This is a genomic window from Anoxybacillus andreesenii, assembly GCF_030813005.1.
Lineage (GTDB): Bacteria > Bacillota > Bacilli > Bacillales > Cytobacillaceae > Robertmurraya > Robertmurraya andreesenii.
On sequence record NZ_JAUSTU010000011.1, the window covers coordinates 1 to 22,510 of the forward strand.

At 40.7% G+C, this 22,510-nt stretch carries 25 protein-coding genes and 1 rRNA gene; 6 read left to right on the plus strand and 20 right to left on the minus strand.

The window, feature by feature from the left end:
- Positions 1 to 87, minus strand: a 16S ribosomal RNA gene (locus J2S07_RS12215); the annotation flags it as partial.
- Between the two features lie 292 nt (positions 88 to 379).
- Positions 380 to 1,255: a nucleotidyltransferase-like protein gene (locus J2S07_RS12220; RefSeq protein ID WP_307150691.1), complete on the minus strand. Its 876-nt coding sequence runs from the start codon at positions 1,253 to 1,255 to the stop codon at positions 380 to 382.
- 149 nt (positions 1,256 to 1,404) lie between these two features.
- On the opposite strand from J2S07_RS12220, the gene J2S07_RS12225 reads away from it, so the two are divergent.
- Positions 1,405 to 1,764 (plus strand): YgzB family protein, encoded by a 360-nt coding sequence (locus J2S07_RS12225; protein WP_307150692.1) that lies wholly within the window; start codon positions 1,405 to 1,407, stop codon positions 1,762 to 1,764.
- Between the two features lie 251 nt (positions 1,765 to 2,015).
- Here the strand turns inward: J2S07_RS12225 and perR are convergent, their stop codons facing one another.
- The 5 genes from perR to J2S07_RS12250 all read right to left on the minus strand — a co-directional run bounded on the left by perR (position 2,016) and on the right by J2S07_RS12250 (position 5,628).
- Entirely contained in the window at positions 2,016 to 2,453 is a 438-nt protein-coding gene (gene perR / locus J2S07_RS12230) for a peroxide-responsive transcriptional repressor PerR (RefSeq protein ID WP_307150693.1), read from the minus strand.
- Positions 2,454 to 2,565: 112 nt separating this feature from the next.
- Positions 2,566 to 3,516, minus strand: coding sequence for a D-2-hydroxyacid dehydrogenase (locus tag J2S07_RS12235; protein ID WP_307150694.1), 951 nt, complete (start codon positions 3,514 to 3,516; stop codon positions 2,566 to 2,568).
- Positions 3,517 to 3,727: 211 nt separating this feature from the next.
- Positions 3,728 to 4,309, minus strand: a complete 582-nt coding sequence (locus tag J2S07_RS12240) for a hypothetical protein (RefSeq protein ID WP_307150695.1) — start codon at positions 4,307 to 4,309, stop codon at positions 3,728 to 3,730.
- Between the two features lie 353 nt (positions 4,310 to 4,662).
- The gene (gene bcp / locus J2S07_RS12245; RefSeq protein WP_307150696.1) at positions 4,663 to 5,133 is read right to left on the minus strand and encodes a thioredoxin-dependent thiol peroxidase; all 471 of its coding nucleotides are present in this window, start codon (positions 5,131 to 5,133) and stop codon (positions 4,663 to 4,665) included.
- Between the two features lie 90 nt (positions 5,134 to 5,223).
- Positions 5,224 to 5,628 (minus strand): potassium channel family protein, encoded by a 405-nt coding sequence (locus tag J2S07_RS12250; RefSeq protein ID WP_307150697.1) that lies wholly within the window; start codon positions 5,626 to 5,628, stop codon positions 5,224 to 5,226.
- A 153-nt stretch (positions 5,629 to 5,781) separates the two neighbouring features.
- On the opposite strand from J2S07_RS12250, the gene J2S07_RS12255 reads away from it, so the two are divergent.
- On the plus strand, positions 5,782 to 7,077 hold the full coding sequence (locus J2S07_RS12255; protein ID WP_307150698.1) for a glutamate-1-semialdehyde 2,1-aminomutase: 1,296 nt from the start codon (positions 5,782 to 5,784) through the stop codon (positions 7,075 to 7,077).
- 174 nt (positions 7,078 to 7,251) lie between these two features.
- Entirely contained in the window at positions 7,252 to 8,334 is a 1,083-nt protein-coding gene (locus J2S07_RS12260) for an FUSC family protein (protein ID WP_307150699.1), read from the plus strand.
- A 39-nt stretch (positions 8,335 to 8,373) separates the two neighbouring features.
- On the opposite strand, the gene J2S07_RS12265 is transcribed toward J2S07_RS12260, so the two are convergent.
- The 11 genes from J2S07_RS12265 to mutY form a co-directional block, all read right to left on the minus strand.
- On the minus strand, positions 8,374 to 9,273 hold the full coding sequence (locus tag J2S07_RS12265) for an ABC transporter permease (protein ID WP_307150700.1): 900 nt from the start codon (positions 9,271 to 9,273) through the stop codon (positions 8,374 to 8,376).
- A gap of 15 nt (positions 9,274 to 9,288) precedes the next feature.
- Complete coding sequence (locus J2S07_RS12270; protein ID WP_307150701.1) at positions 9,289 to 10,293, minus strand: ABC transporter permease; 1,005 nt, start codon at positions 10,291 to 10,293, stop codon at positions 9,289 to 9,291.
- A gap of 117 nt (positions 10,294 to 10,410) precedes the next feature.
- Positions 10,411 to 12,027: an ABC transporter substrate-binding protein gene (locus tag J2S07_RS12275; RefSeq protein ID WP_307150702.1), complete on the minus strand. Its 1,617-nt coding sequence runs from the start codon at positions 12,025 to 12,027 to the stop codon at positions 10,411 to 10,413.
- 47 nt (positions 12,028 to 12,074) lie between these two features.
- A complete protein-coding gene (locus J2S07_RS12280; RefSeq protein ID WP_307150703.1) occupies positions 12,075 to 13,058 on the minus strand; it encodes an ABC transporter ATP-binding protein in 984 nt (327 codons plus the stop codon).
- Positions 13,051 to 14,043, minus strand: a complete 993-nt coding sequence (locus J2S07_RS12285) for an ABC transporter ATP-binding protein (RefSeq protein WP_307150704.1) — start codon at positions 14,041 to 14,043, stop codon at positions 13,051 to 13,053. Before J2S07_RS12285 ends, J2S07_RS12280 begins: the two co-directional genes overlap by 8 nt.
- 172 nt (positions 14,044 to 14,215) lie before the next feature.
- Positions 14,216 to 15,964, minus strand: a complete 1,749-nt coding sequence (locus J2S07_RS12290) for an ABC transporter ATP-binding protein (protein WP_307150705.1) — start codon at positions 15,962 to 15,964, stop codon at positions 14,216 to 14,218.
- 326 nt (positions 15,965 to 16,290) lie between these two features.
- The gene (gene ntdP / locus J2S07_RS12295; protein WP_307150706.1) at positions 16,291 to 16,821 is read right to left on the minus strand and encodes a nucleoside tri-diphosphate phosphatase; all 531 of its coding nucleotides are present in this window, start codon (positions 16,819 to 16,821) and stop codon (positions 16,291 to 16,293) included.
- Positions 16,822 to 16,975: 154 nt separating this feature from the next.
- On the minus strand, positions 16,976 to 17,227 hold the full coding sequence (locus tag J2S07_RS12300) for a YgaB family protein (RefSeq protein ID WP_307150707.1): 252 nt from the start codon (positions 17,225 to 17,227) through the stop codon (positions 16,976 to 16,978).
- A 213-nt stretch (positions 17,228 to 17,440) separates the two neighbouring features.
- Positions 17,441 to 17,638, minus strand: coding sequence for a gamma-type small acid-soluble spore protein (locus tag J2S07_RS12305; protein ID WP_307150708.1), 198 nt, complete (start codon positions 17,636 to 17,638; stop codon positions 17,441 to 17,443).
- Between the two features lie 67 nt (positions 17,639 to 17,705).
- A complete protein-coding gene (fabL, locus tag J2S07_RS12310) occupies positions 17,706 to 18,455 on the minus strand; it encodes an enoyl-[acyl-carrier-protein] reductase FabL (RefSeq protein WP_307150709.1) in 750 nt (249 codons plus the stop codon).
- Positions 18,445 to 19,560, minus strand: coding sequence for an A/G-specific adenine glycosylase (gene mutY / locus J2S07_RS12315; protein WP_307150710.1), 1,116 nt, complete (start codon positions 19,558 to 19,560; stop codon positions 18,445 to 18,447). Before mutY ends, fabL begins: the two co-directional genes overlap by 11 nt.
- Positions 19,561 to 19,735: 175 nt before the next feature.
- Here mutY and J2S07_RS12320 point away from each other — a divergent pair, with 175 nt between their 5' ends.
- The 3 genes from J2S07_RS12320 (at position 19,736) to J2S07_RS12330 (ending at position 21,259) form a co-directional block, all read left to right on the plus strand.
- Positions 19,736 to 20,716: a metal-dependent hydrolase gene (locus J2S07_RS12320; RefSeq protein WP_307150711.1), complete on the plus strand. Its 981-nt coding sequence runs from the start codon at positions 19,736 to 19,738 to the stop codon at positions 20,714 to 20,716.
- A 142-nt stretch (positions 20,717 to 20,858) separates the two neighbouring features.
- A complete protein-coding gene (locus J2S07_RS12325) occupies positions 20,859 to 21,035 on the plus strand; it encodes a small, acid-soluble spore protein K (protein ID WP_307150712.1) in 177 nt (58 codons plus the stop codon).
- A 65-nt stretch (positions 21,036 to 21,100) separates the two neighbouring features.
- Positions 21,101 to 21,259 carry a YpzG family protein gene (locus tag J2S07_RS12330; RefSeq protein ID WP_307150713.1) on the plus strand — a complete coding sequence of 53 codons (159 nt, stop codon included), beginning with the start codon at positions 21,101 to 21,103 and terminating at the stop codon, positions 21,257 to 21,259.
- A 42-nt stretch (positions 21,260 to 21,301) separates the two neighbouring features.
- Here J2S07_RS12330 and J2S07_RS12335 read toward each other — a convergent pair whose 3' ends face one another.
- A complete protein-coding gene (locus tag J2S07_RS12335; protein WP_307150714.1) occupies positions 21,302 to 21,622 on the minus strand; it encodes a YfhH family protein in 321 nt (106 codons plus the stop codon).
- Between the two features lie 27 nt (positions 21,623 to 21,649).
- Positions 21,650 to 22,459, minus strand: coding sequence for a recombination regulator RecX (recX, locus tag J2S07_RS12340; RefSeq protein WP_307150715.1), 810 nt, complete (start codon positions 22,457 to 22,459; stop codon positions 21,650 to 21,652).
- Positions 22,460 to 22,510: the final 51 nt, after the last annotated feature.

Genomic DNA, 22,510 nt, shown 5'->3' on the forward strand with positions numbered 1-22,510 from the left:
GGCAAGCCCCCAAAGATATCGCTCGACTTGCATGTATTAGGCACGCCGCCAGCGTTCGTCCTGAGCCAGGATCAAACTCTCCAATAAAGAGTTGAAATAGCTCATAAAATTTGTTGTTTTTAAAAACAACTAGAATTAACGTTGACGTATGATTTGTTTAGTTTTCAAAGAACAATCAACTTAAAAATTCGCTCAAGTTTGTTTCTGTCGCTCAGAGGCGACTTTTTAAATATATCATGTTGATTTAAATTCGTCAACACTTTTTTAAAACTTTTTTAAACAGTTCCATCGGCTACAAAAACATTTTTTTGTTGTTTTGCAGCGACGGTTATTAATATATCAAGTATTCTCAAAAAGGTCAACACCCTTTTTAAATTTTCTAGGATAATTTTTTTGCAACCTGATAGTTGCGATGAAAAACTTCTCTTCCCTTTGTTTGGACATTGATTACTTCTATTTCTCCACGCTCAACAAGATATTCAAGTAGCATTCCAAGATCAACCGAATACTCCGCAAGCTCTTCATGAATGAGCATTTCATTAAAGGTCCAGCTTTCTTTTTCCTGTAACACTTGTAAAAGATGACTTGCACCAATATTTGTTTTTGAATGAATGAGAAATTCACTTGCTAAAAAAAGAAGCTCCAGTCTTTTGTCCATCGATTCGTCACTGTTGATGAGTTCAACATATAATTTGTATATTTCGGGCTCAAGCTGCTTTACCTGATTCCAAACGGTTACCTCTGGGTGAAAGCCACTTTCGATCACTGCTAGCCTTGCTAAATGATGCAAGGAATGAATAACATGATTGTAAGCATCAAGATAGTGATGGTGTTCAAAGAACGCCTTTCCGTCCATATATCTACGAATCAGTTTCGCAAATTCGAGACCCATCTTGATTTTTCGTCCATAAAACGGGAACTCCTTTAATTCCTCCATTAATGCTGCGACATATTCATTGCGATCAAATAGGACCTTCCCATTATATAGCCAATCAAAGATTCTTTTATTTGAGCCCAACAAGATCCAAGTTCTCAATTGCTTTTCTGTGACTATATGTAGAGCTGCTTTTTTATCAAGATAAGAATAATGTTTGATAAACACAGGCTGCTCCGCTTCTTTTACAATGATTAAAAGAATTGCATCAAATGTGTCGGTAGTTGGAATCGAAAGATGGCTCTTCTCGATCATGAGAACCCCTAAAGTTTCTGGTTGACTTGCTCTTTCCTGATATATGGAACGAAGAATGTTTTCCACGGTCATTCCCCCATTAATGTGTTAGCCTATATTTTCGACGATCTAAAAATGATTTCCTTCTTATTTTGACGTTTTTCGCCTAAAGCTTTCTTAAGCATTTAATTCGTCTTTCGTTTTATGGTATAGTATTGCTTTAGGAGGGTACAACCATGGCAAAGTATTCAAGTAAAATTAATAAAATTCGAACGTTTGCATTGAGTCTCGTCTTTCTCGGATTTATTGTAATGTATCTCGGAATATTTTTTAAAGAAAAGCCTATATTAATGACAATCTTTATGTTGTTAGGCCTTTTGTCCATTATTGCGAGCACGGTTGTTTATTTTTGGATTGGAATGCTCTCAACCAGAACGGTTCAAGTCATTTGCCCGAGCTGTCAAAAGCCAACGAAGATTTTGGGACGAGTGGACATTTGCATGCACTGCAACGAACCATTAACACTTGATCAAAAGCTTGAAGGTAAGGAATTTGACGAAAAATATAACAGTAAAAAAGAAACATCTGCGAAATAACTCGGCACCCACCGGGTTATTTTTTATATTGCCTATGTTCATGTACAGTGTTAATTTTTAGCCTTATACGTGTACGTGAACTGGTTTTATTCGGTACGAAAACTCTCGAGAACGTACACGTATAAGGCGGTATGTAAATCAACAACAAAATATAACAGATCCATATTAATAGAAAGCAAACTCAATTATTACGAGGCATATTGATTATCCATTTAAAGCAAAAAAAAATAACTGATAGCATAAACTATCAGTTAATGTGCTTCCTTGCCTGCACAATCAGGACAAGTGCCGTAGATTTCCATACGATGATGGCTTACCTTAAAGCCAGTTACATGCGAAGCGAACTGTTCAACCTCATCCAAACCCGGATAATGGAAGTCGACAATTTTGCCACACGATTCACAGATCACATGGTAATGGTGGGTGGTAATAAAATCAAAACGACTTGAAGCATCTCCGTACGTTAATTCCTTGACAAGGCCAACCTCGCGAAATACCCTTAAATTGTTGTAAACTGTTGCCACACTCATATTGGGAAATTTGCCTTCCAATGCTTTATAAATATCGTCTGCAGTTGGGTGTGACATAGAGCTTATTAAATATTCAAGTATCGCATGACGTTGTGGAGTTATCCTAACCCCAGTTCCTTTTAAGGTATCAAGAGCTTCTTTTAATTCGTTCTGTGACACCGCCATGCACCTCATTTCTAGTATGAATTCTTATTTTATAATATTTATAATTAGTGTACTAGGTACAATCCACTTTTGTCAATATTTCTAACTCATGTACATGTACAACTTATTAATACCCCCTTGTTAAATCAATTTGGTTAATATATTGATTGCCTTTTTTAATATATGTATGTAGGTTTTGTTCAAATATTTCAAATGACCGAGGTAAATAATTTTTTGTCAAACTAGAAATATGAGGTGTCACAGTCACATTCTCCATCTTCCATAACGGGTGCTCCTTTGGTAAAGGCTCCATTTCGAATACATCTAAATAGGCATGAGCAATTTGATTTTCCTCCATGACCCGTACGAGGACCTCATCTCTAACTAAATTTCCCCTCCCAATATTAATAAAAACAGCCGTTTCCTTCATTAGCTGAAAATGTTCATAAGTTAAAAGATAAGTGGTTTCCACCGTACTTGGGAGGACAGATACGATAAAATCAGCACGAGGTAGAAGCAAAGGCATCTCCTCCAGCCTATACAATTCGTCCACATAATCAACAGCGGAGCCGCTTCGATTGATTCCAATTGTTTTCATTCGAAACGCCTTTGCAAGTCGAGCAATCTCTCCACCGATCGCACCTACTCCTAAGATCAATAGCGTTTTATCACCCAATTCCTCCATTGGGACTCTTCTGTCCCAATTTGCTTCCTCTTCCCTTTTCCACAAGGTCTTTGTATTTTTGACATATTGGAGCATCATGCTGAGAGTAAACTCTGCCATTGGAATCTTATGAACTCCTCGCGCATTAGTCACAATAATGCCTTTTTCCAAACAAGCAGAAAGTGGCATCTTTTCAAGACCAGCTGACATCACCATAATCCACTTTAATTTGTCTGATTTCCGAATATGTTCCTCGGTTAAATCCTCACCATATGTAATAAATATTTCTGCATCCCAGAAGTTGTCCGCAACCCTCTTCATCCCCTTAAAGAATTGAAACTCCAGATCAGGAAATGCTGTACGAATTTGCTCCTGAAGCTTATCACTCGGTAAAACAGAAGATATGATTTTCATTTCATTCATCCCCCTTCTTTCTATATTATATTTCTACCATTCAAGTCATGATCCTTTAAAAAATAAAAAAAGCAGGCCAGAAAGACCTGCAAATAACATTTGTCTGAGGAGGTATGCCCTAATATAAGGATATTCAATACTTGTATAATTGAATGGACATACGCACACACTTCATAAAAAAGGGCTATAAAATAATATAATTGCATTCTTACTAGACACTTATTGCATTTCTAACACCAAAAGAAGCAAGCTCTGAAAAGTATGAATGATATTCATGAAGCTTCCCTTCGTAAATAAGCTCTAATGAAGGGATCTCGAGAAAATCATCGGGTCTCATTAATTCTGGACATTTGCTTAATAGCTCAAATCCACTCATATTTAATACAGTTGCAACAAACTGAGAACATGTATAAGCATTATCTCGTTTTAGTCTCAGATTAACCGCAATCGCAAAAATCCCAAGTAAATTGTATTTATAATTAGCAGCAAAACTCTCAAACTGGTAAATCACTCGCAGGATTTGATTATATTGCTCTTCATTTACGGTCATTTTGTATAGAACACATTTCGTTTCCTTTTGATGAAAAAATACCCCTTGATCCATCCGCTCCTTCACAAATCCACCTGAAAAAGGATTCCGATAAACCCTACGTCCAAAGCTGTATAGATTGTCTAAGCCTTCATCTAGAGCGATAGAAATGTGATTGTATGGAAATCTCGTATAAAACTTGATCATTTTTGAAAACCAAGTCCCCGTATCTGTTAAGAGGATGTAGATTGATTTTTCATTCATTCAATATCACCACCTAAGTCGAAATTCTGCAACATCCAATCGTTCTTCTTATGCCGAATCTATAATATTCCCTTCATAGAAAACTCATGCCAAACTCGAGTAAAATTTTCATCATACATAATAGACGTATAAAACTGCCTAATTACTTCACTTTTTTTGAAATTTTTTCAAAAAAAGTTAAACTATGCATAGGTATGGTGACATTGACATTTAAATTCTCCAACGTAATAATTCTACACTTTATTGTCTATATCCTGTTTGAGAGCCAGATCAATACAAAAAACATTCATGAGCTACAGTTCTCAACCAGTAAGGTTGCTCACAAAAAAACACCCAAAAGGGTGCATAACCAATCAAGTTAAATTTTCCTTTATAAACTGCAAAGCTTCATCAACATGGCCTTTTACTTTTACCTTACGCCATTCCTTTGCAATTTTCCCTTCCTTGTCGATGACAAATGTGGACCTTTCTATCCCCATGTATACCTTGCCAAACATCTGTTTTTGTTTCCACACACCATAGCTTTCCGCTACATGGTGCTCTTCATCAGCGAGGAGCAAAAATGGCAGGCCATGCTTCTCAATAAACTTCTCATGGCGAGTAATTGGATCTGGGCTTACCCCGAGGATGACAGTGTCAACCTCTTCAAAGCTTTGATGCTGATCGCGGAAATCACAAGCCTGCGTTGTGCAGCCAGGTGTCATATCCTTGGGATAGAAGTATAGTATAACATTTTTTCCTCTGTAATCAGACAGCTTGGCCATCTTTCCATTACTTGCCGGTAGCTCAAAATCAGGCGCCATTTGACCAATTTCAACAACCATATGTATCCCTCCGCTTTTTTCCATATATTAGATGGGTCTATCATAGCTTAAGCGTATCTAATTCAATGGTGAAAAACAAGTGGAATGCACCTACCGCTTATTATCTAAAACAGTTCTCGCAACGAATGCAGCAGGAATCGTGTAGCCAATAAGGGCCTCTGATACAGCTATGACCCTTCCAATACCAATAGGGGCGATATCTCCATAACCGACGGAGAAGAGCGTAATAGCACTAAAATATAGACTCGTCTCTAGTCTCCCTAGGAAGGATTCCTTCTCGGTGGTGTAGTGTTCATCAAAAACTTGGTAATGATGCATTTCTAATAATGCGTACATAAGTCCAAAACTGATCATAATCGTTGCATAAATGGCCCCAAGAAACAGAAAATTCTCAAAGGATACAAATTTTCCTTTGATTTTATAAGGGGTAAAAACAATACGTATACTCGAGATAATACAGATGATGATTAAGATTAACGAGGTATATAAGACCATCCTACCCTTCATCCCTTGCAGTAGCATTTATTTGTTCATTTATACGTAAAATTCAATCTTTTTAGAACTGCATGTCCTACGATTCCATTACGGCGAATTAGTGCTAAAATAACATCGTACACAATTAATTGACCCGATTTAGGAGGATATAGAATGAAGTTTACCAATTCTGAACGCTTGCATGAAGAGGCCCTGCAATACATAGTTGGGGGTGTTAATAGTCCATCCCGTTCCTATAAAGCTGTTGGTGGAGGAGCTCCTGTTGTCATGGAAAGAGGTCAAGGCGCATACTTCTGGGATGTCGATGGCAACCAATACATTGACTATCTTGCGGCTTATGGCCCGATTATTACTGGACATGCCCATCCACATATTACAGAGGCCATCAAAAGAGCGGCCGAAACAGGGGTTCTCTACGGTACACCAACACCCCATGAGGTAAAATTTGCAAAAATGCTCCAGGAAGCAATGCCGAATCTTGAGAAGGTTCGTTTTGTTAATTCTGGGACAGAAGCCGTGATGACAACGATTCGCGTGGCGAGAGCCTATACAGGAAGGGATAAAGTCATTAAGTTTGCCGGCTGTTATCACGGACACTCGGATCTAGTGCTCGTTGCTGCTGGCTCAGGTCCTTCCACTCTTGGTACACCGGATTCAGCTGGCGTCCCGCAAAGTATTGCGCAAGAGGTTATCACCGTTCCATTTAATGATATCGAACCATTTAAAGCAGCCTTACAAAAATGGGGAGACCAGATTGCAGCTGTTCTTGTTGAACCAATCGTCGGTAACTTCGGAATCGTGGAGCCGAAGGAAGGCTTTTTGCAGCAAGTGAATGATCTTACTCATGAAGCTGGCGCTCTTGTCATTTACGATGAAGTCATAACCGCTTTCCGTTTCACCTATGGAGGAGCTCAGGATCTCCTAGGTATTCAGCCTGACTTGACGGCAATGGGAAAAATCATTGGTGGAGGGCTACCGATCGGAGCCTATGGTGGCAAGAAAGAGATTATGGAGCATGTCGCACCCCTTGGACCTGCCTATCAAGCAGGAACCATGGCTGGTAATCCCGCCTCCATTCAGGCAGGAATCGCTTGTCTAGAGGTATTAAAACAGGATGGTGTCTACGACTACTTAGATGAACTTGGCGCATTGCTTGAAGAGGGAATTGTCGCTGCTGCTAAGGAATATCAAATTCCTATTACCATCAATCGTCTAAAAGGTGCCTTAACAGTCTATTTCACTGATGTAAAGGTCGAGAACTATGAGCAAGCAGAGAACACAGACGGACAGATGTTTGCAAAGTTTTTCAAGCTGATGCTCAAGCAAGGAATCAACCTCGCACCATCGAAATATGAAGCTTGGTTCTTAACGATCGCCCATACGAAGGAAGACGTGGAAGCAACGATCCATGCTGTACAGAACGCATTTAAAGAACTAGCTGAAAAATAAGCAAAGCGGAACTTGAATTGCACCTCTAATTGTGAGACACCTGTTCTAACAATTGGAGGTGCAATTTTTTATAGGAAATTTTTCGCTTTGAAAAAAGAGCTATTGTTAACTACTGTAAAATGGTTTAAAGTATGTAATATTGCTGTTTGATCTTAAGAAAGGAATTAGTTAACTATGAAGCTTGGTGCCCGCATTTTTAAAACGGGGATTGCGATAGTTCTTGCGCTGCTGCTTGCTCAGGTTCTCCACCTGCCTTCACCAATATTTGCTGGAATTGCTGCCATTTTTGCTATTCAGCCAACGATATATCGCTCTTATTTATCGATTATTGAGCAAATACAAGGAAATGTCATTGGAGCCCTTATTGCTGTTGGTTTTGTTTTGACACTAGGAAATAGTGTGGCTGTGGTTGGAATAGCCGCAATCATCGTCATAACTATTAATCTAAAATTAAACATCTCAAATACCATTAGTCTTTCGCTCGTAACCATGATTGCCATAATGGAGGCTCCTGGGGATCAATTTATCCAATTTGCTATCATTCGTTTCTTAACGATCATGCTTGGAATTCTCTCGGCTTTTATTGTTAACCTTGTATTTTTACCACCAAAATATGAGAATAAGCTATATTTACGAATTGCTACTGCTACAGAAGAAGCGACTAGATGGATACGGATTAACTCACGCCACGCCTCAGAGCATACGTTTTTGAAAAAAGATATCAAGAAGCTGAAGGAAGATGTGATTAAGCTTAATCAGCTCTACATCATGTATAAGGAAGAAAGAAATTATTTTAAGAAAAATGGGATTGCGAAAGCAAGGAAGCTTGTCATCTATCGGCAAATGATTGAAACAACGAAAAAAGCGATTGAAATCCTAAAAAGGCTTCACCGCTTTGAGAATGATGTTTCTCAATTACCGGAGGATTTCCACCTTGAAATCCAGCATCAGCTTGATTTCTTAATCGATCGGCATGAACGAATCATGTTGAAATTCATTGGCAAGGTAAAGCCCCAGACAACCCTTGAGGATGATAAATATTGCTTAAATCGCAAGGAATTGTTCAGTCTTTTCATCGCCAAGCAGAAGGAAATGATTGATGAAGATGACATCACCTTTTTCCATATCATGCAGTTAATCTCATTTATGATTGACTACGAAGAGCATTTAGACCATTTGGATGTGCTTGTCACAAGCTTTAGGTCTTTTCATAAAAAAGCGAATGAAGTGAATATTGAAGAACCGACTCAAGAGTAGAGCAGCTGACCAGTCAGCTGCTCTCGTTTTTTAGTTTACCTAGTTTTTCATCCGTGGATCCAGTGCATCCCTCAGTCCATCCCCCATTAGGTTAAAGCCTAAGACGGTAAGCATGATCGCAATGCCAGGAAAGACCATCGTCCATGGCGCTTGGATTAAAAATGGCCTCGCATCCGCTAGCATTTTCCCCCATTCAGGATTTGGAGCCCCTGCACCTAATCCCAAGAAGCCCAGCGCAGCCGCTTCTATGATTGCCGTTGCAATCGCTAATGTTCCTTGAACAATGATGGGTGCCACACTATTCGGCAGCACATGATGAAAGAGGATACGACTATTTTTCATTCCAACCGCTCTTGCGGCCACGATATATTCCTCTTGCTTTACACTTAATACACGAGAACGGATTAAGCGGCCAAAGTTCGGTACATTGATAATCGCGATGGCAATGAGCGCATTTTTCAAGGATGGTCCTAGGACAGAGACAATGGCAATCGCCAACAAAATACTTGGAAATGCGAGCAAAATATCGAAGAAGCGCGAAATAACAGCATCCACCCATCTTCCATAATAGCCCGCAATAATCCCTAAGAGACAACCAACAATAATCGACCCCATTACGGCTACGAACCCTACCCATAGAGAAATTCTTGCCCCATACACCACCCGTGAAAAAATATCTCGTCCAAAATCATCCGTCCCAAACCAATGCTCACTCGAAGGGGATAATAGACGTTTTGCTAGCTTCTGTTCATTAATCCCTTCTGGAGCAATAACCGGTGCAATAATTGCTACCACGATAAAAAATAAGACAATAACCGTTCCGGCCACAGCGATTTTGTTTTTTCGAAAGCTCCTCCAGGCCTCTAACCAGGGGGAGACAGCTTTTTCTTCCATTGATTCAATCGGCAGCTGAGCATTCTTATTCGTTGTAAGCTCCATATCCTCTCCCCCTACCTAATCATATTTAATTCTCGGATCAATAGCGGCATATAATAGGTCAACAATTAAGTTAATCGTGACAAAAATCAACGCAATGATCAGAATACCTGACTGAATGACTGGATAATCACGATAATTAATCGCTTCGTATATATAGCGACCAATTCCAGGCCAGCTAAATATCGTCTCTGTTAAGATTGCTCCTCCCAAAAGCAGTCCCGTCTGTAAGCCGATGATGGTCAGAACAGGGATGATTGCATTTTTCAAGGAATGCTTGTACACGACCCAGAACATACGAAGCCCTTTTGCTCTTGCCGTGCGAATAAAATCAGACTTCATCACTTCAAGCATGGTCGAACGAGTAATTCTAGCGATGATCGCCATCGGGATCGTCGCCAGCGCAACACTTGGTAGTATTAGGTGCTTCACAACTACCCAGAGCTGTTCAAAATCACCTTGCAGCAAGGTATCGATGATGTAGAAATTGGTCATCGACTCGATCGGATCTCGAACGTTTTCCCTGCCAGAGGTCGGCAGCCAGTCAAGCTTAATCGCAAACACCCATTGCTCCATTAACCCTAACCAGAAGATCGGCATCGATACACCAATTAAGGCAAGAATCATAGCGATATAGTCAAACCAGGAGTTTTGGAACCATGCACTGATAATTCCTGCATTGACACCGATTACGATAGCAATCAGCATCGCACAGAAGGCGAGCTCCGCTGTTGCCGCTAAGAAAGGCCAGATCTCCTCACTGATTGGCGATTTCGTCCTTAAGGACACCCCTAAATCTCCCGTTAATAGGTTTCCTAGATATTGAAAAAATTGGAGATACCAAGGCTGATCAAGGCCAAGCTGCTTCGTTAAGGTTGCTACCGCTTCCTCAGTGGCTAATTGTCCAAGAATCATCCGTGCTGGATTTCCTGGAATCGCCCTAATCATGAAAGAGACAATTAATATAAGACCTATTAAAACTGGTATTGATGATAGAAGGCGTTTGATCGTATAAGAAAGCATATATACACCTCTCTAAAAAGAAAAGGGAGTCATTCTTTCAACCCCCTTTTCCTCTACCTTTATTTTGGCTATTTAAGTAATGGTTGCTATTTAGACAGCCTTTTTTAAGAAAAGGGCTTATTTCGTGTATTCAACAGATGATAGTAAATCAGAGCCTGTCGGATGAGGTAAGAAATTGGAAATATCTGATCTACCTGCTAATAGTGGGGTAGAGTGAACTAATGGAATCCACGGTGCATCGTCCTTAATAATGACCTGTGCCTGCTTGTATAGCTCCTCACGCTCAGCCTGGTCTGGGCTGGCTTGTGCTTTCAGAAGCAACTCGTGGACCTCCGCATTCTTGTAATAGGAGTAGTTGTTGGACCCAATCGAATCCTCATCTAGAAGTACATATAGGAAGTTATCCGCATCTCCATTATCCCCGGTCCAGCCAAGAAGGAAGGTATCTGCTTCTCCATTCGCTGCTTTATCGAGGTAAGTACCCCATTCATACGTTACAATTTCCGCTTTGACCCCAATTTCAGCAAACATATTTTGTAGTGCTTCGGCTACCTTTTGTCCCTCTGGCATATATGGTCGCGGAACTGGCATAGCCCATAGTTCCATCTCGAATCCATCAGGATACCCCGCTTCAGCAAGAAGTTCCTTTGCCTTCGCCGGATTGTAATCATAATCCTTCACATCTGGATTGTAGCCAGCCACTACTGGCGGCATCGGGTTGATTGCTGGTTCCGCTGCACCGGCATAAAATGCATCGATGAGCGCTTGCTTATTAACCGCATAGTTCAGTGCTTGACGCACTAGCTTGTTATCAAGTGGCTTACGTGTAGACGTTAACCCTAGATAGCCAATATTCAATGAAGGACGTTCAAACACTTGAAGGTCCGGGTTGCCATCAATGGTCTCCTTATCACTGAAATTCACTCCATCAATCAAATCAACCTCGCCTGACATGAGCGCATTCAGACGAGCGGAGTTCTCAGGAATAACTCTGAAAATAACCTCATCAAGCTTTGGTAATCCTTCCTGCCAATACTCTTCATTTTTCACAATCGTGATGCGATCGTTTTCCTTCCATTCCTTAAATTTGAATGGACCTGTTCCAACTGGGTTTTTGAAGAAATTTTCCCCGTGCTGCTCAACAGCTGCTGGGCTAGCAATTCCAAATGGTGACATCGCTAGATTTTTGTAAAATGGTGCAATTGGTGCGGTTAATGTGAACTCGACGGTATACTCATCAACCGCTTTGACCTCTGCAATTCTATCCCCAAATTGGGAGCTGTAGTAAGGGAACTCTTCGCCAGTTCCTGATTTCCAACGCTCAAAGTTAAATACGACTGCGTCTGCGTTGAAGTCTGTGCCATCATGGAACTTTACGCCTTCGCGAAGCTTAAGCGTATGCTTTAATCCGTCTTCACTTTGCTCCCACTCTGTGGCAAGGCCCGGATGAATTTCTGTATCCTGCGGACCAAAGTTAATCAAAGTTTCATAGAGATTCTGTGTAACTTTAAATGCTTCCCCTTCTGTAGTAGTAGCAGGGTCAAGGGAAGTAGAGTCTCCTCCACGCCCGAAGACAAGCTGCCCACCAGAAGCAGTTTCCTCGGTTGATTTCCCATCATCATTATCCTTCGGTTCCTTGGCATCATTGCCTGCTTTATCCTTAGCACATCCTACCAAAGCCAAGGAAAGCACTAATAAGAATACAACTGCCCAAATTCCTTTCCGTTGTCGCATGTTGATCCCCCTTTGTTTTTTTTGAGAATATTTCTCCCTCTTTATCATCAATGCTGATTATCACTGTTAAATAAATGACAAGCAGCAAAATGACCTGGTTCTATCTCCTTAAGTTCTGGTCTTACCGTTTTACAAACCTCCATACATTCACTACAGCGGGTATGGAAAGCACAACCCTTAGGAGGGTTGGATGGACTCGGCAGATCCCCCATTAACAATTCACTTTCCTTCTGTACATCTGGATCCGGGATTGGAATGGATGCAAGTAAGGCCTTCGTGTATGGATGGGAAGGCTTTTCATACAGCCTTTCTGCCTCGGTCATTTCTACTAATCTTCCTAAATACATAACCCCTATTCGATCACTTATATGCTTGACTACCCCGAGATCATGGGCAATAAAAATATAGGTTAGTTGAAACTCCTTCTGAAGATCCTCAAGTAGATTCAAAACCTGAGACTGAATCGAAACATCTAGTGCAGACACGGGTTCATCCGCTATAATGAGTTTTGGCTTTGTCATTAGGGCGCGGGCAATCCCAATACGCTGTCTTTGTCCGCCGCTAAATTGATGAGGGTAGCGCTTTGCGTGATAGCTATTTAACCCTACCACCTCCAGCATTTCCTTCACCCTCCGTTTTCGCTCCATCTTGTCCTTGATTCCATGAACAATGAGAGGCTCTTCAAGAATTTTCTGGATCGTGTGTCGCGGGTTTAAAGAAGCGAATGGATCTTGGAAGACCATTTGAATTTCCTTTCTCATGCGCCTCATTTCCTCAGCATTTAGCTTCGTCAAGTCTTTCCCTTCAAAGAGCACCTGTCCCTCTGTCGGCTCTATTAATCTCATTAGCGCTCGTCCGGTAGTTGATTTTCCACAGCCTGATTCTCCTACAAGACCAAGGGTTTCCCCCTTTTTCACATAGAAGCTAACATCATCAACTGCCTTCACTTCCCCTATCCTTTTGCCAAATATTCCGCCTTTGATAGGGAAGTATTTCTTCAGGTTATCTACCTTTAACAACACATCACTCATGGGCTTCACCTCCTGATTCATGCAGGAAGCACCGAACAGCATGCCGATCTCCGTATGGATAGAGTGGCGGGTTCTCGTTAAAGCAACGGTCAAAGGCCTTATCACAGCGTGCTGCAAAACGGCAGCCCTGATGAATGGAGCCTGGCCTTGGCACATTTCCTGGGATGGAATATAATCTCTCTTTCTTCTCCCGCACATCTGGAACCGATTCTAGTAAACCGATGGTGTATGGATGCTTCGGATTTTTGAAGATTTCTCTTACGCTTGCTTCCTCGACAACCTGTCCCGCATACATAACAATCACCCGTTGACAAATTTCAGCTACAACGCCTAAATCATGGGTAATCATAATGATGGCCGTATCTAGCTTTCGATTTAGTTCCTTCATTAATGAGAGAATCTGAGCCTGAATGGTCACATCCAAAGCAGTTGTTGGTTCATCAGCGATAAGTAGCTTCGGATCACAGGATAGGGCCATCGCAATCATTACCCTTTGCCGCATTCCCCCGGAAAGCTGATGCGGATATTCCTTCATAATCTCTTCAGCCCGGGGCAGACCCACGAGCTTAAGCATGTCAATCCCTAGCCTCGTAGCCGCTTTCTTTTTCACTTTTTTATGTAGCATGATGCCTTCCGTAAGCTGATTCCCAATGGTGAATAATGGATTTAGGGAGGTCATTGGCTCTTGAAAAATCATCGCGATATCATTCCCTCTAATTTGACGCATTCTTCTTTCAGAAGCCGGAACGATATCTTCTCCATTTAAAAGAATTTCCCCACCAACTATTTTTCCAGGAGGCTGCGGAACTAGCTTCATAATGGAAAGAGAGGTGACACTCTTACCACAGCCAGATTCACCGACAATGCCGAGGATTTCTCCTCTCTTTACGGAAAAGCTAATATTATCAACCGCAGGAATCTCCCCATCGGAAGAAAAAAAAGAGGTTCTTAGTTCTCTCACATCTAAAACTGGCGCTTGAGTCACAACTTTACCCCTTTCAAAAATTCTATTTCTCTAATATTCATCATTTTACAAAAGAAATAAAGTTCCGTCCACTATTTTTCTGAATTATTTTTATATACTAAAATTTCTGAATTATTTTGTCGGAATATGAAAAAAGGACGCTAAAGCTATATGCCTTAACATCCTTATTTCGTCAATTTTCGAGCTGTTGAATTTGAAATAGCTTATAATAATTCCCCTGTTTTTCCATTAGTTCATGATGTTTCCCAATTTCTACGATTTCACCGTTCTCGATTAATACAATCCGATCGGCATGTGTAATCGTTGAAAGTCGGTGAGCAACAATAAAGGTGGTTCGATTTTTTGTTAGCTTTTCTAGTGCTTCCTGAATCAAATGCTCACTTTCTAAATCCAATGCCGAGGTTGCTTCATCAAGAATTAGAATCGGAGGATTCTTAATAAAAACCCGTGCAATAGCTACACGCTGCTTCTGTCCACCTGAGAGCTTGACTCCTCGTTCTCCAACCTTTGTATCATATCCTTCTGGCAAATTCATAATAAATTCATGAGCATTGGCCGCCTTTGCAGCTTCTAATACTTCTTCATCGGTTGCATCTGGCTTTCCAATCAAGATATTTGATTTAACTGATTCGCTGAAGAGGATATTGTCCTGTAAAACCATCCCGATTTTATCCCTAAGTGTCCGAACCTTGAGGGAGCGAATATCCACCCCATCAAGGAGAATTCTTCCTTCTGTCACATCATAAAATCTTGGAATCAAACTGACTAGAGAGGATTTACCGCCGCCACTCATCCCAACAAGAGCAATCGTCTCTCCCGGGCTCACATCAAGAGAAATATTCTTTAGAACCTTTTCTTCCTTTTCATCATAAGCAAAGCTTACATTTTCTATTTTGATATGCCCCTTTACATGCTCACAAGGAATGGCATCAGGACGGTCATCAATATCATATTTCTCGTCCATAAATTCAAATACCCGGTCCATTGAAGCAAATGATTGAGTCAAAGTGGTAGAAGAATTGACCAATCTCCTTAATGGATTGTACAGACGATCAATATAGGCAATAAAAGCAGCCATTTCTCCAACTGAAAGCTCTCCTTTGATCGCCTGATAGCCGGAGAAGCCAATAACAAGAAGTGGGGCAATATCCGTAATCGTATTAACTACGGCAAATGCTTTGGCATTCCACCTTGTGTGGTCAATTGCCTTGGTAAGAAAATTACTATTTTGCGCATCAAAACGCTTTTGTTCCTCATCCTCAATCGCAAAGCTTTTAATCACCGGCATTCCTTGAACACGCTCATGCAGATAGCTTTGAACCTCTGCAAGCGCCTGTGACCGTTTTCTTGTTAAGCTTCGCAAATTCCCGAAAAAGTACTTAATGGAAAAGGCATAAAACGGAAAAAGAATAACAGAAACGATGGTCAAGGAAACATCCATCGTCAGCATAATGATGACAGCGATCACGATCGTGGCCAAGTCCAGCCACAAATTCATTAGTCCAGTAATGACAAATACCTTCGTTTGTTCGACATCATTAATGACCCGAGAAATAACCTCTCCCGCTTTTGTATTGGAATAATACTTAAAGCTTAGCTTTTGGATATGAGTGAACAATTTATCTCGAATATCATATAAAATTCTGCTTGAGGTCCATTGTGCGAAATATTGTCGATAATACTCGATCGGTGGACGTAGAATCAGAAAAATAATAGACATTATAGACATCACAACAACAAGCTTTGTGACCTTTTCATCCATGGATAATAGGTCGTTGCCAACGATATCATCGAGGACATATTTAATTAATAGTGGCGTGAGTAAGGGAATGGCAAACTTGATGATGCCGATAACAATTGTCCCAAAGATTTGAACTCGATATGGCGCCACAAACTTCATATATCTGCGTATACTGCCCAACCTGTTTTCCCCCTAGATGAAAACTCTCTATTTTTCAAATGATATCTTAAATGCAGCCTTATACGTGTGCGTGAATGGGTTTTATTCGGTACGAATAACTTAATGAACGTACACGTATAAGGCGATACGTCGCTCAACGACAAAATATAATAGTTTCTAAAAAAATGAACCCATTCATTTCAAAAAATGAACCTGTTCATTTCAAAAAATGAACCTGTTCATTTCAAAAAATGAACCTGTTCATTTCAAAAAATGAACCTGTTCATTTCAAAAAATGAACCTGTTGAAACGATGTCAACAGGCGTAATCTCAAGCTTTTTCCATTCTTAGCGTCTGTAAGTTAAATATCTTTCATACCAAATATCAATAAAGTCCGGAGCGAATGGACCTTTTCTTTGACGAATCCAGCGAATTAATTTATCCACATTCGCCTTTAATATTTGGTCTATCACTTCTGGATACTTCATTTCCTTACGGTGGCGCTCATATTCGTCCTCGTCCAGTAAATTAAAGGTCATATCAGGATAGACTTTAATATCTAGATCATAATCGATATATTTTAAAGCTTCACCATCAAAGATAAACGGTGAGCTTAAATTACAATAATAGTAAATTCCATCCTCACGAATCATTCCAATAATATTGAACCATATTTGTGAATGGAAATAACAGATTGCGGGCTCTCTCGTCACCCATGTTCTTCCGTCCGATTCAGTTACGATTGTCCGATCGTTTCCACCTATGACTAAATTTTGCGTTCCCTTTAGAACCGTTGTTTCCTCCCATATCCGATGAATATGGCCATTATGCTTATAACTATGAATTTGTATCGGTTCACCCTCCAGAGGTACATCCATTTTTTCTCCCTACTTTCATTCTCCGAACACTTGAAATATCTATAACCTGTCCAGTTTCTCTTTCTATTATTATAACGGTAAAAGTCAGAATTTAAAACAAAGAGGCATTGATTTATTTCAATGCCTCCTCACAAAATTATGCTTTTAGCTTTACTCATACAAGGGCAGCAGTGTCTTGATAGGACTGAATTAGCTCTTCAGTCTGCTTTTCAAAAATATCATGAATTTCCTTAAGCTCTTTCTTCTTCCTCTCAATTTCAGCGCAAACAGATTCTCGTTTTGCTTCTTCCTGCAGCTCTCTAAGTTCATTCTCGATTTCTTGACATCGTTCAATTTCAGATTGAAGAAATAACAATTTTTCCATTGTTTCCATTTGTTCACTAACTAAACGGCTGAAGTCCTTCATCAAAAACACCGTCCTTAAAATTGAATTAAGTATTCGCACTAAATATATTCGAGGAACAGATAGGGATTCCTTTGACTAGTTATGTAGGGTAATCGGAGGTTTTGTCGAATGGTAGCTTCGGGATGATATCAGCGTTAAATCAAATATATCGGCGAAACTAGAAAAATGCCCTCTCTCGTTCAAGAAAGGGCATTTCTCTTAAGTATATTTACGCTATTCCTGACCAAATTGGCCAGCATTTTGGGATTTGTTAGATTCAGCTTGCTGGTTTTGCTTTCTTACCTCTTGTGCATTGGTTTCACTTGCAAACTCAGTGCCAAATTGTCCTTGTCCGCCTTGTGCTGACTGTGCATTTTGCTGGCGAACCTGTTGAATATTAGTTCCAGATTGAGATTTGTTTGGTTTTGCCACTGTTATCACCTCCACGATCATTAATTTGTCCCGATTTGGAGGTTACTATCCAACCTTTTTAATAAATTTACACAAGCAATGAAATTCCACCATCGACAATGATTGTTTGACCTCGAATCATGCTAGCTTCGTCACTTAACAAAAACATCACCGTATTTACGATATCATCAATTTCAACCATTTTTCCCGCTGGCGTCTTCGCCCTTGCCTCAGCTAAAAGCTCCTCCCGATTTGGAAAGGATTTCAGGGCTTCAGTATCGACCGCGCCACCTGAGACAGCGTTGACCACAATATTTTTCTCAGCTAACTCAACAGCTAAATAACGAGTTAAAGCTTCAACTGCTGCTTTCGACACGCCAACTGCTGTATAATTCTCCAAATAGCGAATGGCACCTAATGAGCTAATGCTAACAATTTTTCCACCGCCATTTTTCTCCATTCTCTTCGCCGCTTCCTGCGCACAAAAAAGAAGGCCTCTACTATTGATATTCATTGTCCAATTCCAGTGGGATTCCTCAAGCTCCATGATCGGTCTTTGGACCCCTGAAGCCGCATTGCTTACAAGCACATCCAAGCGACCAAATGTTGCATCAATTTCTTCAAACATTTTCCTTACTTTTTCAACATCACCCACATTAGCTTTCACGACTAATGCCTTTCTTCCTAGCTTTTCAATCTCTTCGGCCGTTTCTTGTGCCGCCGTTTTACTTCTAGCGTAGTTGACGACAATATCGTAGCCTGCTTCTGCGAGACGAAGAGCAGTTGCCTTTCCAATTCCACGGCTACTTCCCGTCACCAATGCAACTTTATTCGTCATGGGTAACATCCCCTTCCACTTTTTTGTAGTGCTGAATTATTTTTTGATGTGATACAGGAAATGGAAACTCATCGATTTCAATTGGGGAAACGAGCCTTAAATCCTCTACCTCTTCAATTGGCCCCTGCAATTTCCCCTCAAACACTTGAATATCCCATTTTAAGTGTGAAAATACATGTTCAATTCGACTTATTGCTTGTGCCATCTTGACCTTAATTCCGAATTGCTCCAAAAGCAAGGATTCAATATAACCCTTGTCCCTGTAAAAAGGTAAAGAGATCTCAACATTAGGGAATTCCCACATATTTGCGAGCAATCCTTCACTTGGGCGCTTGTGAATGACGGTGTTTCCTTCGTCATCCCTAATGATAACGGCAGCCAAATGGACAAGTCGCTGCTTCTTCGCTTTTGTCTTGATCGGAAGTTCATTTTCCACTCCTTCATGGAATCCATGGCAATGTTCCCTTACTGGACATAATAAGCAGGACGGAGAGGTTGGAGTACAGATGAGCGCCCCTAGCTCCATCAAGGCTTGGTTAAAATAAGAAGGATTTTCCTCCGAAATTAACGTGCGAATCGCTTCCTCAAATATTTTTCTTGTGGATGCCTTGGCAATATCATCCCATATCGATAAAATCCGTGAGATGACCCTCATGACGTTTCCATCAACGGCTGGCTCAGGTATACCATAAGCAATCGACAAAATCGCTCCCACTGTATATGGACCCACCCCTTTAAGCGTCGAAATCGCTTCCTTAGTAGCAGGAACGGTTCCACCATACTTCTCATGAACCTCTCTTACAGCACTCTGAAGATTTCTTACACGAGAATAATAGCCCAGCCCTTCCCATGCCTTGAGAACTTTCTCTTCCTCAGCCTGAGCGAGATCCTGAATGGTTGGGAACTGCTCAATGAATCGATTAAAATACGGAATGACCGTATCCACTCTTGTCTGCTGCAGCATAATCTCCGAAACCCATACCTTATATGGATCCTGATCCTTTCTCCACGGAAGCTCTCTTTGCTCCTCGGTAAACCACGAAATCAAATCATGGCTGAAGGCATCTTTATCAATCGATGCTAGGTTTTTTAAGGAATCTGTCATGAATATGCCTCCTTTTGCCTACCCTATTAGATAACGTTACAAATGATTTTTGAACATTTTATTTCAATTATTAAGTTCTCTTTAAAAATAGCGTGATAACTGTATATTTACAAAAGATTTGTTGTTAGAATTAAATTACAAAAAAGAATTTCATCCTTCCTAAGGAGGTTTCCCTTTGGACACTGGTACTCATGTCGTAATGGGACTTGCCCTAGGCGGTCTCGCAACCTTAGATCCGATTGTAGCAGGAAGTGCGGCAACCGCAACAAGTGTCATGATCGGTACGATTGTTGGGTCACAGGCTCCCGACATCGATACTGTGCTAAAGCTTCGGAACAATGCTGTGTATATTCGAAACCATCGAGGGATTACCCATTCGATTCCCGCTGTATTGCTTTGGCCGCTCGCCATTGTAGCGGTGGTTTATCCTTTTTTTCCTGAAGCGAATTTGCTGCATTTATGGCTGTGGACATTTTTAGCTGTATTTCTACATGTTTTTGTTGATATTTTCAATGCCTATGGAACTCAAGCCTTACGACCATTTTCATCAAAATGGGTGGCCCTAGGCGTCATTAATACCTTTGACCCGATAATTTTTGGCCTCCATGTCGTCGGTTTAGTAATTTGGGGAGTAGGATTTGATCCTGGTTACACCTTTTTAGGGATCTATGCTATTCTCATTGCCTATTATGTATATCGTTTTATTAGGCAAAGAAAAGTGCTGCGTGAAGTCAGAACAATCATCCCAGATGCGACCGACATCATTATTTCTCCAACGATGAAGTTTCATCAGTGGAGAGTTGCGGTCATGAACAAGCATCAATTTTTTGTCGGGCGCGCTCATAATAATGAAGTCACGATTCTTGACCAATTTGCACGCGTAAAGGTTCCTGAATCACCTGTTATCGAAGCGGCAAAAAAGGACAAGAACCTATCTGCCTTCCTTTCCTTTTCTCCGGTGTATCGTTGGGAGGTTGATGAATACGACAATTATTATGAGGTTAAGTTCATTGACCTTAGATATCGCAGCAAGGACCACTATCCCTTTGTTGCGGTCGTTCAATTAGATATGGACCTAAATATTTTATCTTCCTATACGGGATGGATCTTTAGCGAAGAAAAGCTTCGCAAAAAACTGCAGATTCTCCCTAACTAAAGCGATGTCTAGTTGCATCGCTTTTTAATTTTTTCCCATCATACTTCCCTTTCAATGCGCCCATACTAAGATTACGTTATTGACTATCAAAACGCACGTCAATAGCGGGGTGTGATTCGAGTTTGCATAGGGAGGGCATCATATGAGAAATAAGGCAAAGAATTTCCCAAATCAGGAAACGAACAAATTTGAAGGTGAGCCTCGCGCGAAAGCCGAGTACAGTTCATTGCGAGCTGATGGGACCATCAATACACGTCCGCAGGAACGAATGAGAGCTTCAAATCAACGGGATTCCGATACCTCTGAGCTTTTAGAATAAGACTCCATTCTTACTCATTATGAAGAAAAGTCCGTTCAAAAATCGGCTTAGGAGGCTGGATAATTATGGGTAACAGCAAAAAATTCTTTGACAACAATCCATATTCAAGCCCTTTTACTTCACCAAATTTTCGCGTGAAGCATGCACACTCCCAGGTCAACGGAGAGACACAGGAGACACAAGACCTTATTATTCTCCACCGTCAAATTAGGAAAAACTCTTAATGGCGTCTTACGCAAGGTAACCAGAGCGATCCTTGGCTCTGGTTACTTTAATGCTTTCAGCATCGAAATCGGCAATGCTTCTTCCGTCTTACTTTGCCCAAGGCGAAATCCCCAAGCAAAAACGCCATTCAAATACTCAACTTGAAAATAGGTACCCGGATCTCCATCTATTTCATAAATTTCCTTCGGTTTAAAGTCCTTTGGATTTAACAAATAAGCCCTCGCCATCACCGCTTTCCTTTCCAAAACTGCGAACTCATTAACCATCCCCATTTGTTCCGCTTTTTTTGCTTTTTCATTTAGCTTTGCAATCTCCTGCTGGAGCTCATATTCTGTCATGTCACTATATCTTTTTTCATCCATTGTTCTCACCTCTAGAATTGGGTTTCTCTACTGTTCGTCATTTATTTCAGACAAATATCTTTCAATCATCTCTATAGAAAATCCTTTTCGATATAAGCTTTGCTTCATTTTTTGCTCGTATTCGTAACCTTTTAGGTGCTTATATTTTCGGTGTACCTTCTCCCCTTGATATCTAAGGGCATCCAGTTCCCCACTTTCATCTATGTCTTCTACTTCTTCCATCGCTATGGCAATGACAGCATAGGAGTATCCTTTTCGAATGAAGTTCTGTTCCGCTTTTTGCTTCATTACTCGATCGGATTCTTTGGAATATTTTTGCATGGCTTTTTTCCAAAGCTCCTTAGCTTTTTCGATCTGATTCGTGAGTGGATATTCTTTCAAGGCTGCTTCTAAAAGATCTCCCTTTATCCCCTTTTCCTTCAGTTCTCTCCTTATCAGCTCTATGCCCTTGTCCGTTGTATTCATTTGCGTACGTACGAAGGCGCGAGCATATTCCTCATCATTAAGGAACTGATATTCGTAGAGCTTATGGATAACCTCTTGAATGACTGGCTCAGGACTCTCTTTTTCCTTTAAGAAGTTCCTAACCTCTGTTTCCGATCTCATTCTTCTAGACAGATATTGAATGGCTGAATTATAGGCTTTGCGGATCTCATCTTGGTAATTGATCTCCATGATCGCAAAGTCATCTAGCTCCATCCCTTTTTTCAAATTAAATTTGATCAGTACATCCTCATCAACGCTGAACGCATATTCCTCCCCATTTCCATGATCGAGGAAGATGTTATAGCGGTCGGTGCTCTTCTTTTGGGTGGTGATTTTCGTAATAATAGCCATTTTTTTCACCTCCTCATTAATCGTAGTTGAAAAAGAAAAGTTTTTAAAGGG